At 58.4% G+C, this 15,512-nt stretch carries 14 protein-coding genes and 3 pseudogenes; 8 read left to right on the top strand and 9 right to left on the bottom strand.

The features are described from left to right. Positions 1 to 12 precede the first annotated feature (12 nt). Together glyA and X726_RS1000000169500 are read right to left on the bottom strand one after the other, a co-directional pair. Positions 13 to 1,350 (bottom strand): serine hydroxymethyltransferase, encoded by a 1,338-nt coding sequence (glyA, locus tag X726_RS146280; RefSeq protein ID WP_023671842.1) that lies wholly within the window; start codon positions 1,348 to 1,350, stop codon positions 13 to 15. A 28-nt stretch (positions 1,351 to 1,378) separates the two neighbouring features. Then, a complete protein-coding gene (locus X726_RS1000000169500; protein WP_245272148.1) occupies positions 1,379 to 1,708 on the bottom strand; it encodes a winged helix-turn-helix domain-containing protein in 330 nt (109 codons plus the stop codon). 1,000 nt (positions 1,709 to 2,708) lie between these two features. On the opposite strand from X726_RS1000000169500, the gene X726_RS146285 reads away from it, so the two are divergent. Together X726_RS146285 and X726_RS146290 are read left to right on the top strand one after the other, a co-directional pair. After that, a complete protein-coding gene (locus tag X726_RS146285) occupies positions 2,709 to 3,011 on the top strand; it encodes a hypothetical protein (RefSeq protein WP_023671839.1) in 303 nt (100 codons plus the stop codon). Then, a complete protein-coding gene (locus X726_RS146290; RefSeq protein WP_023671838.1) occupies positions 3,008 to 3,484 on the top strand; it encodes a type II toxin-antitoxin system VapC family toxin in 477 nt (158 codons plus the stop codon). The genes X726_RS146285 and X726_RS146290 overlap by 4 nt, the downstream gene beginning before the upstream one ends. Positions 3,485 to 4,282: 798 nt before the next feature. On the opposite strand, the gene X726_RS146300 is transcribed toward X726_RS146290, so the two are convergent. The 5 genes and pseudogenes from X726_RS146300 to X726_RS146315 all read right to left on the bottom strand — a co-directional run bounded on the left by X726_RS146300 (position 4,283) and on the right by X726_RS146315 (position 7,636). Then, positions 4,283 to 4,777: a MaoC family dehydratase gene (locus X726_RS146300; RefSeq protein ID WP_031194149.1), complete on the bottom strand. Its 495-nt coding sequence runs from the start codon at positions 4,775 to 4,777 to the stop codon at positions 4,283 to 4,285. A 506-nt stretch (positions 4,778 to 5,283) separates the two neighbouring features. Continuing rightward, positions 5,284 to 5,514: a hypothetical protein gene (locus X726_RS1000000171870; RefSeq protein WP_245272147.1), complete on the bottom strand. Its 231-nt coding sequence runs from the start codon at positions 5,512 to 5,514 to the stop codon at positions 5,284 to 5,286. A 35-nt stretch (positions 5,515 to 5,549) separates the two neighbouring features. After that, a pseudogene (locus X726_RS1000000169480) lies at positions 5,550 to 6,193 on the bottom strand (thiamine phosphate synthase). Between the two features lie 21 nt (positions 6,194 to 6,214). Continuing rightward, positions 6,215 to 6,475, bottom strand: a pseudogene (locus X726_RS146310) (thiazole synthase); the annotation flags it as partial. 18 nt (positions 6,476 to 6,493) lie between these two features. Beyond that, a complete protein-coding gene (locus X726_RS146315; protein WP_023671831.1) occupies positions 6,494 to 7,636 on the bottom strand; it encodes a porin in 1,143 nt (380 codons plus the stop codon). A 1,272-nt stretch (positions 7,637 to 8,908) separates the two neighbouring features. On the opposite strand from X726_RS146315, the gene X726_RS1000000172445 reads away from it, so the two are divergent. Beyond that, complete coding sequence (locus X726_RS1000000172445; protein ID WP_348626772.1) at positions 8,909 to 9,082, top strand: type IV toxin-antitoxin system AbiEi family antitoxin domain-containing protein; 174 nt, start codon at positions 8,909 to 8,911, stop codon at positions 9,080 to 9,082. A gap of 484 nt (positions 9,083 to 9,566) precedes the next feature. After that, the gene (locus X726_RS146320; RefSeq protein ID WP_023671829.1) at positions 9,567 to 10,349 is read left to right on the top strand and encodes a hypothetical protein; all 783 of its coding nucleotides are present in this window, start codon (positions 9,567 to 9,569) and stop codon (positions 10,347 to 10,349) included. A 103-nt stretch (positions 10,350 to 10,452) separates the two neighbouring features. Here the strand turns inward: X726_RS146320 and X726_RS146325 are convergent, their stop codons facing one another. Further along, the gene (locus X726_RS146325) at positions 10,453 to 10,659 is read right to left on the bottom strand and encodes an SGNH hydrolase domain-containing protein (RefSeq protein ID WP_023671828.1); all 207 of its coding nucleotides are present in this window, start codon (positions 10,657 to 10,659) and stop codon (positions 10,453 to 10,455) included. Between the two features lie 376 nt (positions 10,660 to 11,035). Here X726_RS146325 and X726_RS146330 point away from each other — a divergent pair, with 376 nt between their 5' ends. After that, positions 11,036 to 11,878, top strand: a complete 843-nt coding sequence (locus X726_RS146330; protein ID WP_023671827.1) for an N-acetylmuramoyl-L-alanine amidase — start codon at positions 11,036 to 11,038, stop codon at positions 11,876 to 11,878. Between the two features lie 159 nt (positions 11,879 to 12,037). Here X726_RS146330 and X726_RS146335 read toward each other — a convergent pair whose 3' ends face one another. Beyond that, positions 12,038 to 12,313, bottom strand: coding sequence for a hypothetical protein (locus X726_RS146335; RefSeq protein ID WP_023671826.1), 276 nt, complete (start codon positions 12,311 to 12,313; stop codon positions 12,038 to 12,040). A gap of 357 nt (positions 12,314 to 12,670) precedes the next feature. Here X726_RS146335 and X726_RS146340 point away from each other — a divergent pair, with 357 nt between their 5' ends. From X726_RS146340 to X726_RS01000000167270, 3 genes and pseudogenes are all read left to right on the top strand, one after another. After that, complete coding sequence (locus tag X726_RS146340) at positions 12,671 to 14,161, top strand: radical SAM protein (RefSeq protein ID WP_023671825.1); 1,491 nt, start codon at positions 12,671 to 12,673, stop codon at positions 14,159 to 14,161. 181 nt (positions 14,162 to 14,342) lie between these two features. Beyond that, positions 14,343 to 14,549: an isopentenyl transferase family protein gene (locus X726_RS1000000169470; RefSeq protein WP_280790571.1), complete on the top strand. Its 207-nt coding sequence runs from the start codon at positions 14,343 to 14,345 to the stop codon at positions 14,547 to 14,549. A 207-nt stretch (positions 14,550 to 14,756) separates the two neighbouring features. Continuing rightward, positions 14,757 to 15,503, top strand: a pseudogene (locus tag X726_RS01000000167270) (IS256 family transposase); the annotation flags it as partial. Positions 15,504 to 15,512 lie beyond the last annotated feature (9 nt).

Here is a 15,512-nt window from a genome sequence, read left to right as displayed (position 1 = left end):
GCTTGGCCCACCTTACTTGTCGGAGATGCCCGGGACCTCGAACGCAGCGCACAAGTCGGCAACGTCTCTTCGCACGCAGGCATGGAGATCTTCGTCGTCTGGCCGCTGGAGGACGGAGTCAATGAAGCCAGCAATTTGCACCATTTCCACATCGCGCATGCCCATTGACGTCACTGCTGGCGCCCCCAGGCGAATTCCGCTTGTGACCGCCGGATGCCGCGGGTCGCCAGGCACCATATTAAAGTTTGTGATGATTCCTGCCTTTGCTAGTCGCTCGGCATAGGCCTTGCCCGATAGTGGCCGATCGCGAAGATCAAGGATCAGCATGTGATTGTCCGTCCCCCCGGTAACCAGGTCATAACCTCGCTCAAGCAGTGCATGTGCCAGAGCCTTGGCATTCTTGACCGTCTGTTGGCCGTAGCTTCGGAAGGACGGGTTCGCGGCTTCGTGCAAGGCAACCGCTAGCGCAGCGATGGCATTCATGTGAGGTCCGCCTTGCAGGTGAGGGAAGACCGCCCGGTCTATTCGTCTGGCGAGATTGTATTTGCTCTTTGTATGATACAGGGCCTGATAGCGATCTTCGTTCCTTGACAAAATGAAGCCACCGCGGGGACCGCGGATCGACTTGTGGGACGTGCTGCTGACCACGTCGCAATGGCCCACGGGATTCGGGTGCGCTCCCGCGGCAATCAGGCCGCTGATGTGCGCAATGTCGGCTACGAGATAGGAGTTCGCTTCCAGGGCAATTTCTGCCATTGCCGCGTAGTCAAAGACACGCGGGTAAGCGGTTCCGCCGACCCAAATGAGCCGCGGCCGTTCCCGCTTGGCTGTCTCGCGCAAGCGGTCATAGTCAATCTGCTGTGTCTTTTCATCTAGTCCATAGGGCACGCGTTGATAGTCAGTTCCGGAAAAGTTGATGGCCCAACCATGAGTCAGATGGCCCCCTTCCGGAAGGGGCAAGCCCATGACTTTGTCACCGGGACTCAAAAGCGCACGATAGACAGCCTGGTTGGCCGGCGAGCCGGAATAAGGCTGGACGTTGGCATGCTCGCTGCCAAATAGCGTTTTCAGGCGCCCAATGGCCAGATCCTCAAGCTCATCAACGATCTCGTTTCCAGCGTAGTAGCGCGCGCCGGGGTACCCCTCGGCGTACTTGTTCGTGAAAATTGAGCCGTTCGCTTCCAGCACGGCCGAGGACGCAAAGTTCTCTGAGGCGATGAGCTTGAGGGTCGTCCGCTCCTGCCGCTCCTGTCTCAGAAGCAGCTCGTGGACGCGGCAATCAACCGCGGCCAAGGAAGACCGCCCGTGGGTGTCCGGCTGTGCGATCGCGCCGTCTGCGGAGTTGTCCATGGTAGCTTCGCGCTCCAATTGGATTGACCTATTTCACGATCAAGCACGCGGTCCCTTTCGGCCGCGTGTCTCGTACCGCTTCGAGCCGCTGCAGGTCCTGTTTATGATAGCCGTCGCGATGGGGCAGGAGATCGACCAATAATTGAACCAGCCCGCCGTCGTTGGATCCTGCGTTGAGATGGTACGAGCGCCACGGAGGCTGTTCAGTGCAGCAAAGAAAGTCGGCTCTGGCGAGCAGCCGGACGTGTCGCGCAACCCGCTCTCGACACACGCTCAGAATCTCCGCTAGCTCGCAGACAGTTAGGTCCGCATGCGCACAAAGGCCCAGGATTCGAAGGCGGTCAGGATGCGCTGCCATGCGTAGGCGACTAACCAGTGTCATCATGGCTCAGGACCAAGTCCTACCGAATTTCTCATTTCGCGTTCTCCGCAGAAGTTGCGATTTCGAAGGGTTGTCCAACGACCGGACAAATCTCGGTGGCCGTGACGACCGTCGATATCCTGTGTCGAACAAACAAATGGGCGCTCTTCTTGCCTTTAGCCGAAATTGCAAGCAGGTCGGCCAGTCGAAGACAAGCGGGGCCACGGTTTGGAACCACTGACCTCAGACGTTGCAATAAGCCTACCATTCACAGCGAGCCGGAGTTGCTAAGAGTCTATGAATTTCCTTGAAGGATCTGTTGCAACGTTTGCCCAGCCTGGCCTGCTCCCGGTTTGCATCGGTCATGGTCAGGCGATCCATCGCCTCTGCGAGCACGATCAAGGAATTTGCCCTGCATCGCATCGCTGATCAGCTCCTGAAGGCCGGGACGCAACAGCGACCCCGCCGCAGATCGCGCGGTGGGTATTGCTGTCGACGATTGTCCAGCCTTGCTTTTCAGCACGCAAGCAGCAGAGCCGCAACTGATCCTCGATCGAGGCGTCTCGGTGATTGTCAGTTGAGTAGCGAGCGCCAAGCGCGACCTTCATGAGGCGGCCCCTTACTCCGGGACGCGGTCTCGCGTCTGGCTATCCGTTTCGGCTTGAACGAAATCACGTGCGGCCTGTCGTGCCAGCAGCCGGACCAGATTGACGAAGCGTCGATCGGGCTTCGGCGACGCAGACACAGCCGATTCGCGGGCCGCGCCGGCGACCACACGAAGCTTTTCGGCTGTTGCCGTTTCGGCGCGCTATGATCGCGTTCCTGTCCTGACGCGAAATACTCCGTTTCGCGACAATGATGCCAAGTCAGTGCTTCGACAAGCTGGAATTCTATCAATAGCGCGCGTCGCGCAGGAGCCAGTGCTGGCCGATGACGGGGCACATTGTGCTCCGAAGAAGCCATGGCTATATATCCGGATAGAGAACGGAGGCACGCGATGGGCAACACTGCACAGAAGAGAGCAATCGAGAATTATCGCTCTCGCCTGGCTGAGCGCGGCATCGCGCGGTTCGAGATCCAGGCGTTCGACGCAGACCGCGATCTGCTGCGAACTCTTGCCCGAAAATTAACGGAGAGCGGGCCGGATGCCCGACAGCTTCGTCGGACCATACAGCAAGCCGTGGCGGGTGAGCCACCGAAAGCGGGCAGCATTCTCGCCGCGTTGCGTCGCTCGCCTCTGGTTGGCTCCAATCTCGACCTCAGCCGGCCGCGCGAAGAGGGGCGCAAGATCGACCTGTGACGCGCTACCTTCTTCATACCAATATCATCAGCAACGTCATAAAGCCGGAGCCTTCGGGCTCGTTGCTGGCCTGGATGGGCGCGCAGAAGGACGAAGACCTCTTCATTGCTTCGCTTACTGTCGCCGAAATTCGCCGAGGCATCCTAGAGAAGCCGAAGGGGAAAAAGCGCAGCAGCCTTGAAACTTGGTTCGAGGGCTCCGAAGGCCCGCAAGCGCTGTTCGCTGGCCGCGTGCTATCGTTCGACGAGAAAGCTGGCCTCGTGTGGGCGCGGCTGATGGCCAACGGCAAAGCCAGAGGCCGTTCGCGGAGCGCCCTAGACACAATCATTGCCGCTGTAGCCGAAGCCAACGAGTGTGTCGTAGTGACCGACAATGAAAAGGACTTCGAGGACGTTCAGATAATCAACCCGCTCCGTAGCTCTGGAAGCCAAGCGGGTGATGATAGCTCCAACGGTCCGGCCGATTCAATTTGAGGATTTCAGCGGCACGGAGTCCGAACGTCTCGTGTTCGCCTACCTTTAGCGATGGCTGGATTGATCTTGCTTAGTTCGGCCAGGGCGTCTCTTCCAGTTCCGCTTTAATGCCATCCCGGTTCATCTAGTCAGCTCGATCTACCAACAGTTCGCTCGCACGAGCGCCGCGGACAAGGCGCGATGGCAGGGACTGCGCGATTCGCGTGTCGAGCTCGTCCATCTTACACTCGATCTCGTCTTCGAAGGCCCTCTCGCCAAACGCCACTGTAGTCCATCCCGCGTGCGCCTCGGGGGCCTTCTCATCGAGGGTTTCTCGCCACTGGTCTGGCGCGCTACCAATGGCAAGTTCGCCCGCTGGGAACTCGTCGGTGCACTCCCAGCTCTGGGCATCCACATCAACTGCGGAGCTCTTCATAGCCGTGTTCTGCCTTTAGCTGGCAGCTCTCGAGCTCGACGAGCAGCCGATCAGCGACACCCGCGACCTCAAGTTCGACCCGGTTGACTCGATAACACCCTATTGGCAGATTCAGTCGGGGAGGATCTGCCCACTCCGATCACAAGCCGATCTTTCGACCCCGTAGTCGGGAATTCTCCATGGACCTTCGTGAAGAAGGAATGCAGCGCCGAAAGCCGAAGCGCTTCCGATACATCGAAGCCCCTTCCGAGTCGGAGCCCCGATTAGGCATTCCTGCCACTCTATCTAGCCGACCCCCGTGGCCGCGTTGCCGATCGGTGCGCACTGGTCGCCTACATCGCCCCGGCACGTGAAGATCGTCTCTGCTGACGCTCGTTGACAATTCAGGCCGCCTCCGGCTGGCGTTTGATCAGCGTCAGCGTCAACCAGCGCGCGGTCAGCGCCGGCTTTTTCGAGCCCTCGATCTCAATCGTCACGCCCAGCGCCGTCTGCACCCAGCCCGACGGCCTGACCTTGACGTCGGCCAGTACGAAACGGGTGCGGATGCGCGATCCGGTTTTCACCGGCGCCAGGAAGCGCAGCGATTCGAAGCCATAGTTGACACCCATCTTGCAGTTTTCGAGCGGCCGCATGGTCTCGAAAGTCATCGCCGACAAAAGCGAAAGCGACAGGAAGCCATGTGCGATGGTGCCGCCGAACGGCGTCTCGCGCTTGGCGCGCTCCGGATCGCAGTGGATGAACTGGTGGTCATCGGTGGACTCGGCGAACTGGTCGATCATCCGCTGCGAGACCACCCGCCACGGCGACACGCCGACTTCCTTGCCGACGCTGGCCAGAAGCTCGTCGAGACTGATCGGTTCCAAGCTAATGTCCTCCATTTCAACCGTCCGAAGCGCGAGCGGCTTCATTCCGTGAACAGTGTCAGCCCATGCTGCACCGACTGCCGGCCATCCATCGGCAGGATGGCTCCGGTGAGATGACTGCCGTCACAGCTGCACGAATAGAGCGTTCCGCCGGCAATCTCATTCGGCGCACCGATGCGGCCGATCCGAACATGGCTGCAGACGAGCCGGCTTGTACTCGGTCGCGGTGCGCGTCGTGCAGGCCACTGAAAGCAGCTCGTCTTGCTACCGGTGATCATTCCGCCGGCGCCGCTATGCGGTATTGTCGCAGATTGATAAAATCAATTGTCTGGATAGGAACCATCCGTGTTTCGAATTTGGAGGAGTCCGGCAGACGGGGTGGCTTGGGGTCCTTGTTGAAGCGCGCCGGCCTCATTCACCGGTAGCACTGAGCCGGCAAGAAGCGCCAGTTCAATGACATTGGGTGTCGACACGGCAAAGCGGCATCAGATGCTACTTCATGATGCGGGATGGCGCTTGCTTCAAGAAGCGCTCGGCCTGACATGGAAGCCAGCACCGGATCTGGACTGTCGATATGCGCCCGATATTCGCGCAGCACAGCCTGCAACCGCAGCGACGATGATCTCAGCCGTTGCGAGCATGCCAACCTTGGTGCCGGCCACTCTGTTAGCTTGAAGCGCAACGCGCATTTGACCCGTCACCAGACCGGGTTGCGTAACTTGGATTTCCAAGGCGTCTTCCTGGGTTTGCACCGTCAGCGCGCTGACAGCAAAGGCAGGTGCGCACGTCAAGGCAAGCGATCGTCTCGATCTCGCGGGCAATTCCAGCCCCACCGCGGGAATCTGACCCGACAACAACGAGCAGATGCGGTTCTCGCCTCGGCGCCATTGCTCTGTCTTTCGATCCATTCTCGCGTGCGCGCTTCTGGGGCGTCGTTCAGCGCAAAGTCGGTGACCACGGCTGCGCTTTCCGCGCCAGCCTCAAAAAACGCCTTCGAGACGGTCAGGTTGAGGCCGCCGATGCAGACCAATGGGATCGGCGCGACCTGGTGCTTCCACCGCTGATCCGCTCGAGTCCTCGCGACGCCCATTCATCTTCTTGAGGCTGTTGGATAGACTGGGGCGAGCGCCACATACTCCGGTTCCGCCACTGGCGCCGTTTCCAGTTCGGTGTGATCGTGGATCGACAGGCCGAGCTTCAATCCGACTTATTTCATCGCCAGCATCGGCGGCAGCCAAATCCTTTTGACCAAGATGGACGAAGTCGCAGCCTTCCACGATTGCCGTGCGCCAAATGTCGTTGACTCACTTGGCAACCATGGACCGCGCAGGCGTCGTTCGCGCGGCGGATTTCCGTCTGCAGTCCTTTCTCGTCCATATCCTTTATCCGGAGCTGCACCAGACTCATGCCGAGCGGAACCAGCCGGTCAATCCAGCCGGCACGTCCACGACTTCATGAGTAGACGGCCCTGCCGATCGTCGGTGGGTAGCGCCGTTCGAGCATTCCCGAGCTGAAAGCTTCACGACCGGCATCGACCGCTTTGCCGAACGCACGCGCCATGCCGACCGGATCGGCCGCCCTCGGGACCGCCGTGTTCAGGAGCACGGCGTCAAACCCCTCTATGACGGTCGCCGCGTACGACGGCCGTCCGAGCCGTGCATGCACAATCAACGGAATGTAGGGGGAATGTCCGCGCATCAACTGGACCTCGGAGCTCAACGCTTCATCGCATTAGAATGAGCGTTCGAAACGCAGGATACCGCCGACACTGCTCTTCTTGTTGGCATTGGTCCAGTTCACTTCGGAAGCTTTCACCTTTCCGACAGCGGAGCCTCCGTAGCGGTCATAGTCGAGTTCAGCCGTAACTGTGAAATCTGGAAGGAACGCATAGGCGACGTTCGCAGCGACACCATAGTTGTTGAGCTGATCACCCGAGAGCTGAAGGTTGAACGAAGCTGACTCGGTGAGCTCGTAACCGGCGCCAGCCCAGAAAGCCCAGTTCCCGCCCCAAGGTTTATAGAAACCGCGACCATGAGCGTCTACCGAATTCGTCGAGTCATAGTTGAGCTGGCCATGGGAACCGTAGCCCAACATTCCGGATAGCAACAGTTCGTTGGTGACATTGATGTCGACACGGACCTTGGCGGCCACCGATTCGTAGTTGCTATCATAAGCTGCAACGCCGGTGATCGCTCCCCAGCCATGTGCGTATTTCAAGCCGCCTACTATGTGGGGAGCGTAGCTGTCGATTGTGCCGACCACGTCCGAGCCTTGTTCCAGCGAAACCACGGCCGAAAAGCCGTTCCCTGCGTCCAAGTAGTACTGAACCACATTGGTATCGAAAGCGCCGTACGGAGCCGGCGTCTGGTTCAGTACATCACCCGCGCAGCCAATAAACATGTCGAAAGCCGACCGGTCCTTACCAACTCGCAGGCCACCAAGCTGAAGCCAGGCGATAGTCAGGCCGCTGCCTCCGTTCAAGGCATAGGACCGAGAACTGTCCGAAACCGATGTCTGGTGGCTGCCGAAGTTCACGCGGGTTTCGGTGTAGGTCTTCAACGTCCCGCGTTCGGTCTCCTGGCCGGTCCAGGTTTTCAATGTGAAGCGTGTGTTGTTTTGCAACGCGCTCTGATGCTCACCAGTCCTCACATCCGAGGTTCTTGAGTGGTCAAACAATCCGACGTTGTAACGGACAGAGCCGCCGATTCGTAGGCAGGTCTCGGTGCCTGAAATGTAGACGTAGCCCGAGCCGTAGACGTCGCAGATCTTGACGTACTCAGTCGGGTCAGGCTCGGCGGCGGTGGTGACGGCGCGAGCGTTGGAAACGGCAATCAGTGCCGCAGTTGAGCCGAGGAGGAGGCTCCTAATGGTCATTGTCGATCTCCGCTTTAATAATAAAGTGATGGACGCGAGTGATGCTGTGAACAACTTCGAAACGTGCGCAGTTTTGCTGCGCCGTCAGCTAAGCCCTGAAGGAAATCCTAGAATGTATTCTGTTGATTGTTGTAATATTTGGTTTTAGCTGCCGATAACATAATTTTCGCCGAAATGGAGGTCTGCAAAATTTTGTACAATCATCACAGTCAACTCAGCTGGTAGAGGTAGGCATCACAAAGGGTCCTGCATTCGACCGCAAATGACGTGCCAGCCTGACGACCAGCTGCGGCTTGAAGCTCAATTGTGCGGGCGGACCTTGGTTCGCACTTCCTTGTTTTTGCCTTGCGGATCCACCCAAGCACTAACGGAAAACGTTCGGCTACAGTTCGACTGTTCGCTTCGCGACAGTTTCGTTCAATGGGGACAGCATTGTTTGTGGTGAGCCCGACGTTGAGGCATCATGCGGCGGCACCGCTCGGCACGACGCCGTCATGTTGGCGAGCTGATGCTCGACAACTACGCGCTGCAGCCTTGCACCAAACAGCGCTCGGCAATAAGTCTCGACCAGCGCTCAAAGTCCCGATAGGTCCGGCCGTAGGATGGAGTGCGCAGGCCACCCCTTCACGCTGGAATTCTTCGAATGTGATGGCGATACGCTTTATCGCGTGAAGATCATCTGTTCGCGGATTGTCGAGCAGAAGACCGAAGTTCGGGGTCGTTACAAGCGCGATTCCAAGTTCCTTTGTCCCCCTAAATGATGGCGGTGCGCTGCTCGCCAAGGGTCCACCACGGTTCAATCCGATGATCGTGATTGACGCCGGTTAGAACAATGTCAGCGATGGCGTCTATGTTGTATGTGCGACAGAGGTTTCGCGCGTTTCGAAGTGAAGCTTTCCTGTTTGCAATCGATGAGATCGGGCAAGCGCAAGGCGGACACTTTGCCAGCGAGCGGCGTCGTTCGACTGCTTCCATGGTAGATGAGCGGCACGGTATCCGCGCTCAATTGGGCAGAACAAACGGCCGTGCGTGGAATGTCCTCAAATCCGAAGCCGCCAACCTCGCGCATCTGCTGCACAAAGAGCTGCGGCTTATGCCGCCGCCAATGCTCACGATTGGCCAAATCTTTGGAAGTTGGCTCTCCGGGATCGATGAATCTGAGAAATACGAATTCGCCATAGCGCTACTCCGGGACGCGGCACTGCCGCATCAAATGCGAAAACGTGATCGGGACCGCGCGGAAGCGCTACACCTCGCAGATGGGCGTCCACCATCGCTCCGGAATCGCGCCGTTGTCTGGCGCAAGAACGCGGCGAGGTACGGACTCGCGATCTCACCGACGTCGGCATCCCACGGTGCTACCTCTCCCGGATGTGCGAGGAAGGGCTGTTCGTGAAGGTCGGCTATGGGCGGTATCGAGCCGCTGCCTACGTTGAAGCGATCTGAGCTGGCTAGGCGAGTGACCTCAGGATGACCCCGGAAGTATTATCAAAGAGATCGTTGCGGAAAATTCAGATTGGCATGTGCTCAAACGTGATCCAGAATTTCCGTTGAGCAAAGTTGGTAGTGAAAGCGCGTGACCTCGTCGGCGTGTGGCAGAAGGCGATTTCAGCTGTGATTGACAAGACCGCGCCTGCTGGTCGCTGAACGGTCAGCGACAAGAGGCCTGGCACACTAGCACACGTGAGTTCAGGGCTCATGAAAGGGTAATGCTCAACAATCCTGCTCAATGAACGTCGTAATGAATGACGAGCTTGTTCTGAGTATTTAACAGGTGAGCGATTTCAGGGGCGTGAATTCGGTTCATTCAGGTTGTAAGGTCCAAAAAGGTTGCAACTTACTACCGACACCGTCCCGTCATCGCGCAATTGCAATTCGATCTAACCGGCTTATTCTGGCTGTCGGGGAAATGTTACAGCGGAGGGAAACCGTGAACGATTTGCTGAACAAACCGGCTACGCAGGGGTCAAGACATTTCAATCTGAAACTGGCTGTCGCAGCCGTGTCTATCACTTACGCGCTTTTCGGCGTCTACGGCAAATCCTTCGGCGATGCATTCTTCGGCATCATTCTGGCGCTCATAGCCTTCCTCGACGAGTATGGATTTGACACTAACCGTTATGTCGATGCGGCGCGGCAAAAGTTGCAAAGGTTCTATCGGCAAGGTGATAAGATCGCGCGGGTTCTCGTCTTCACTATTGGAGTCGGTGGAACCGCTCTGATCGTGGACTGGATATTCAATCTCAACGTCATCCCGATCGATGTGGTCGATCCATGGATAAAGCGTCTGGTGCCGGCGCTGGTCATTGCCGCGACAACGCTTTTTCTCGTGACTTTCTTTTCCAAGTTTTTCTATCAGCTCAATGTCACCGTCGCGGATCGAATATCGAACCGGATTGAGATCACGCTCTACCTGGCCACATCGCTCTTTATTGTTTCGAACATCGTCTTCTGGATCGGGATTAATGTCGAAAACGCGCTTCCCTCCTCCTCCACCGATCTGAACAGGTATGATCCAGGGCAATGGGCAGATATTTCTCCGTGGTGGCAGAATTTGCTTCTGTCCCTTGTCCTAATCTCCCTGGTTTGGCTGACCGCCAGCTTCATTTGGGCCTTCTCGCGCTACGCGGAATATTATTGGCGCGACGTACCGCTGAACTCCAATCCCAAGAGGGCTCAGAACCAGGACGGCAGAAGTACGAAATCCAAGTAACAGCCGCAGGTTGGCGGCAGCGATTGATCATGTTCGACCGGAATTGCCGGTGTTAGATAGGAGTGGCTTCTTCGATTGCGCTGAATCCTAGGTTTCTCACCCCCTAAAACAGCGCCTTCTCCACCGCCGGCTCCAGCGTCTCCGCGAACGGCGTCGCCAAATGATGCTGGTCGCGGTAGGCGATCTTGCCGTTTATGAAGACGTGGCAGGTTTTGGCGTCGCAGAACTGGTTGGTCAGGTCGATGTAAAAATGGGCGAACTTCTTGTGGTTGCGTGGAGCCTGAGGTCGGTAAGGTTGAACCCGGCGCACTGCGGGACGTCGCTGAACTCAAAGCGTGCGTCGACGGTGGGATGACTACAGCCTCCGGATTGATCTCTCGGAGTTTGACCTTGTAGCCTAGTTTGGCGCTCAACCATGAGAGCCACGTAGGGGTCCGGCAAACAAAGGCCTGTGATCTTGAGCCGAAGCCAGGGCTTGTTGGCTCACTTGGCTTCGCCCAGTTCCAGCCTCAGCTTGTGCAGGAAGGTTTCGAGAGTGCCCTCGTCTTTCGGCCAATCCGTTGGCATAGACGGTCTTTAAGGCGGAGTCCTTGTAACGGACCGTGCGGCTACGAGCCGGCCTCGGCTACTTTGCGTCCGAATTGGCGTTATGCTAGTATCGGGGATTTATTTGCTAGGAGTGGGACATGGGCATTAACGATATTTCGACAGATCCATTGGCTGACCTCGAGGACGCTTGTGACCTTATGGATGGCAGTTGCGCCGGGCGCACTCACTTCATCCTCCACCAGACCGTGGACGGAAAGCTCACCTACGACACAGTGAAGCCTTGGATTGGGAAAAAGCGTAACAAGTCGCACGCGGTAATTCTCAAAACGGGAGAGGTGGTCCATTTGTGGCCATTCCAAGAGACGAACGTGTGGGCGACGAAGGCAGAGTCCGGCTTGAAGCCAAAGAACGGAAAGCTGCCTAAGTTCGACCTTAAGGGCAAGGCAATTAACATTGAAATAGACTACGAGGAGGGGGGCTCTCCGAACTCGGCGCAGTACACGAGCCTAGCGGCTTGTTATATTGGCGCTTGCCGTACGGTCGATCGAGTTCTCACGATCGTGCCACATATAGAAGTCGATCGCGGGATTCCGGACGGCCACAGTGACCCGCAGAACTTCAATTACACGGGATTCTACGAGCGATTGAACGATCTGGGCGTGGACATGGATCGGGTTCCTCGGTTCGACCATGACCGATATTGGGCAAAGGAGTCGTACAAGGTCCCGTACGCGGATGATTGGTTTTCATGGCCACCGGTGCTGACCGGCGACCCGCATGCCAAACCCAAGGGGGTCGAGCGAGTGGCGAGCCCGCACGGCGATCAGCGCGAGTGGGCAGGGATGCTGTCGAAAGATGCCAGCTTTCACCTCGTTTCAACTGGCGCGATTGGGGTCAAAGAGTTCGATCGCCTTATTCGAAGACTTGAGCAGGAGAGGGAGATTCTTGCCGAGGAAACCGAGGAGGGGGATGAAAACTGAGACGACCACGCGCCATGATCTTCCAAACGTTGATCATTACTGGGGCAGCGGCATTCTGAGGCGAGCCAGTGCTCGAGAAGGGTCCGCCGTTCTGCGCGGGCAATCGGGTGTATTTTGGGAATGGGCACGAATGGCGGACGGGAGCTAGCATCTTGTGAGTCATCTAGGAATTGCTGAAACTCCGAGCGGAAAGACCGCCAGCGCAAGCTTCAGCTTGTTGAAGTCACTCAGCTGTGCGAGCACGGGCCGGTTTGCAGGTGCATTATACGGGGAGGGCGTGTAGGCGACTTCAAAGCGGTCGAGCACGCGATCGGTCGAGGCGCTCCATCGGCTGGTAAACGCGCCTTTCAAGATGCAGATCGGGGCTCGTTCCGCGCCACCGGTTTTGAGGGGCGCCAGTCCCCCCAGGATCCGATTGAAGAGCGGATCCGTCACGCTTTTGCCACCGGCAACACCAAATCGACGCTGGCGCCCTGGTCAAGGAGGTCCTTGCCCCCCCGGCGTCGGCGCGAAGAGCCGCTTGAGGGCCCGGAGCCGGCCGGACGCTCGCAGCGTCGACGCATCCGGCGAGCCGACGAGATTGGCGTAGTTGGTCGATTCCCAGTCATCGGCGTCCGGGGCCTCGTAAACGGCGTTCAGGGTGCCGTAGCGCGAAGTGATGGGCAGCGGCGCCTGCGGCCCATTGCTAAAAAAGATCTAGATTCGAGCCCAAACGGAACGGACTGACATAGCGCAAGGACCCAGGCGGGCGCGGTGGGTAGGGTTGGTTGTTATCAGTATGGGATTGTGCCTTTGCAGACCACGAAATTTCGAGAGGCCCGGCTGCCTTGGTACACTATCTATCCGGCTGTGTCGGAGTTCTCCGGGGCGGTCGGCGCCGAGGCTTATGAGGCATGGCTCAGGAACCTGCCGGCTGAGGATCCGGTGTCACTCTATCTGCACGTTCCGTTCTGCCGATCAGCCTGCTGGTATTGCGGCTTCCCAACCACCATCACCCGCCCTGATGCGCCTATCCTCAACTATCTGGCGGCGCTGCGTGACGAGATCCGTCTGGTTTGCGAGCGAGTGCCGAAGACGCTGCCCGTGAGCGACATACATTTCGGCGGCGGAACGCCGTCTCTCATCGGACCAGCCGAGTTCCTCGCTCTGATGGAGTTCCTGCGATGCCGCTTCGCCATCTCGAAAACAGCTACGGTCGCCATCGAGATCGATCCACGCACGCTCACGCCCGAGATGGCGGAAGGCTTGGGAGCGGCCGGCGTGAACCGCGCGAGCCTGGGCGTACAGAGCTTCGATCCCATTGTTCAAAAAGCGATCAACCGAATCCAGAGCGAGGCCCAGACGTCGGCTGCCGTGGAAATGCTGCGCCGGCATGGAGTAAACCGGATCAACTTCGACCTCATCTACGGCCTGCCGCGTCAAACGGTGGAGTCGTGCGTCGAGACGGCGAGGGCGGCGGTCGCCATGCGCCCCGACCGGCTTGCCTTGTTCGGCTACTCGCATATCCCATCCCAAATAAAGAACCAGCGCCTCATCGAGGCGGAATTTCTTCCCCACAGCGCTGCCCGCGCTGAACAGCATGCGGCTGCCGCCGTGACGCTGGTTGCCGCCGGCTACCGAGAGATCGGGCTCGACCATTTCGCCTTGCCGCACGACGAGCTCGCGCTGGCACAGGAAACAGGTCGCCTGCGACGTAACNTCGGGCTCGACCATTTCGCCTTGCCGCACGACGAGCTCGCGCTGGCACAGGAAACAGGTCGCCTGCGACGTAACTCGTTGGGCTACTCTGCCGATACCTGCAGAACCCTGATCGGTTTCGGCGCGTCGGCTATCGGCCGCTTTGGCCAGGGGTACGTTCAAAACGAAGTTACACGGGATTTCTACATCCGGCACATCGCAGCTGGCCGACTGGCGACATCGAAGGGCCATCGCCTCACAGACGACGACCGCCTGCGAGCCGCAATCATCGAGCGATTAATGTGCGATTTCGAGGCTGACGTGCCGGCAATCTGTGTCGCCCACGGATCTGATTTGATCCGTCTTCGCGGTTCAGATGAGCGTTTGGCGATGCTGGCCAAGGACGGAATAGTGGACTTCGAAAACGGTTTTGTCCGCGTACGGCGGGAGCATCGCTTTGGGATTCGCGCTGTCGCTGCCGCATTCGATGCTTTTAGGGATGGCCTTCCGTATCCCGCAGGTGAGGGCAAGCACACAACATGGAAGCTAACACAGGGAGTATCTTTTGCCGGAGAGAACGAGCTGCCATCGTGCGGTGCCCGTTAGTAGTGAAGCGCCCTAAAATGTCGACATAGGCGTTGGTGAACTGGACCGAACCACGAGAACAGCCTATCCAGTTTGTTGTCGGCAGTTAGTTCGAAAACAAGGGCTTCTAAGCGGTAAACACATGCTAATCCATTTGATTTACGGGCCGACCTGCAGCGGCAAGACAGACGTTTCAATTTAAATTGCACGAGAGGCCGGACGGCCGGTCATTGCGTTGGATCGTGTACAATGCTGTCCTCAAATCGCTACGGGCAGCGGGCGTGCCTCGGATCCCGAACTGCAATCTACCCAGCGGGTTTACTTGGATACGCCTCCTGACCGCGGGCACATCCACGCCGTGACTGCCCGTCGTAAGCTGATCATGCACGTGGATGAGCTTAGATCTTAGCCTGGGCTCACTCGAAGCCGGCTCGATCTCCCTTCTTAATTCACATGGCGCGAGTCAGCATCGGGCTGGCGCTTTCAGTGGCATGTAAGGCGGTTGCGGCTCGGCAACTCGGTAGTGTGCTGAGAGTTCTGCAAATTCGCTGAGAGAGGGCGGTCATGGCAGGCTGGTGATGTTCAACGTCACCGATTCCCTGGAAGGAACGCCACCATGACCAAGACAGAAGGTAAATCGACCAGCGCTGCCGTCAAAGACATTCTGCTTTCGAACCCGGANTGCACGAAGTGATCCGTGCGGTAATGCAGGAGGTTCTCGAGGCCGAGATGGAGGAGGCGCTGGGTGCTTCGAAGGGCGAACGCACGCCTGAGCGCCTTGGGTATCGCTCGGGTTACTACGGCCGCACCCTGGTCACCCGGGTGGGCAAGCTTGAGCTGCGGGTTCCACAGGACCGGGCGGGTCACTTCTCCACCGAGCTGTTCGAGCGCTACCAGCGTTCGGAGCGGGCCTTGGTTGCGACGCTTGCGGAGATGTATGTGCAGGGCGTGTCGACCCGCAAGGTCAAGGCGATCACGGAAGAGCTGTGCGGTCATGCGTTCTCGGCTTCGTCGATCTCGGCCATCAACAAGCGCTTGGACGAGAGCCTGAAGGCGTTTGCCGAACGACCGCTTCAGGAGCCATTCCCCTACCTCATTCTCGATGCCCGCTACGAGAAAGTGCGCGAAGCCGGCATCGTGATGAGCCAGGCGGTGCTGATCGCGGTCGGCATCGACTGGGACGGAAGGCGCCAGATCCTGGCCGTGGAGATGGCCAATCGCGAGAGCCGCTCGGCCTGGAAGGACTTCCTCGTCGGCTTGAAACGACGCGGTCTCAAGGGNGGGCGTCGAACTGGCCGTGTCCGACGACCATGCCGGCCTGGTCGCGGCGATCGGCGAGGTGATCCCGGAAGCAACATGGCGGCCGTGGAGA

The sequence above is a fragment of the Mesorhizobium sp. LSJC285A00 genome, assembly GCF_000503155.1.
In the GTDB taxonomy this organism is placed as follows: Bacteria; Pseudomonadota; Alphaproteobacteria; order Rhizobiales; family Rhizobiaceae; genus Mesorhizobium.
This window is presented reverse-complemented; position numbering and strand designations above follow the sequence as displayed.

What these genes read in the sequence shown, in the direction of transcription:
- X726_RS146315 (WP_023671831.1), bottom strand. Translation starts at nt 7,636, where the DNA reads ATGACCATTAGGAGCCTCCTCCTCGGCTCAACTGCGGCACTGATTGCC.
- glyA (WP_023671842.1), bottom strand. Translation starts at nt 1,350, where the DNA reads ATGGACAACTCCGCAGACGGCGCGATCGCACAGCCGGACACCCACGGG.
- X726_RS146300 (WP_031194149.1), bottom strand. Translation starts at nt 4,777, where the DNA reads ATGGAGGACATTAGCTTGGAACCGATCAGTCTCGACGAGCTTCTGGCC.
- X726_RS1000000169500 (WP_245272148.1), bottom strand. Translation starts at nt 1,708, where the DNA reads ATGGCAGCGCATCCTGACCGCCTTCGAATCCTGGGCCTTTGTGCGCAT.
- X726_RS146330 (WP_023671827.1), top strand. Translation starts at nt 11,036, where the DNA reads ATGGGCATTAACGATATTTCGACAGATCCATTGGCTGACCTCGAGGAC.
- X726_RS146285 (WP_023671839.1), top strand. Translation starts at nt 2,709, where the DNA reads ATGGGCAACACTGCACAGAAGAGAGCAATCGAGAATTATCGCTCTCGC.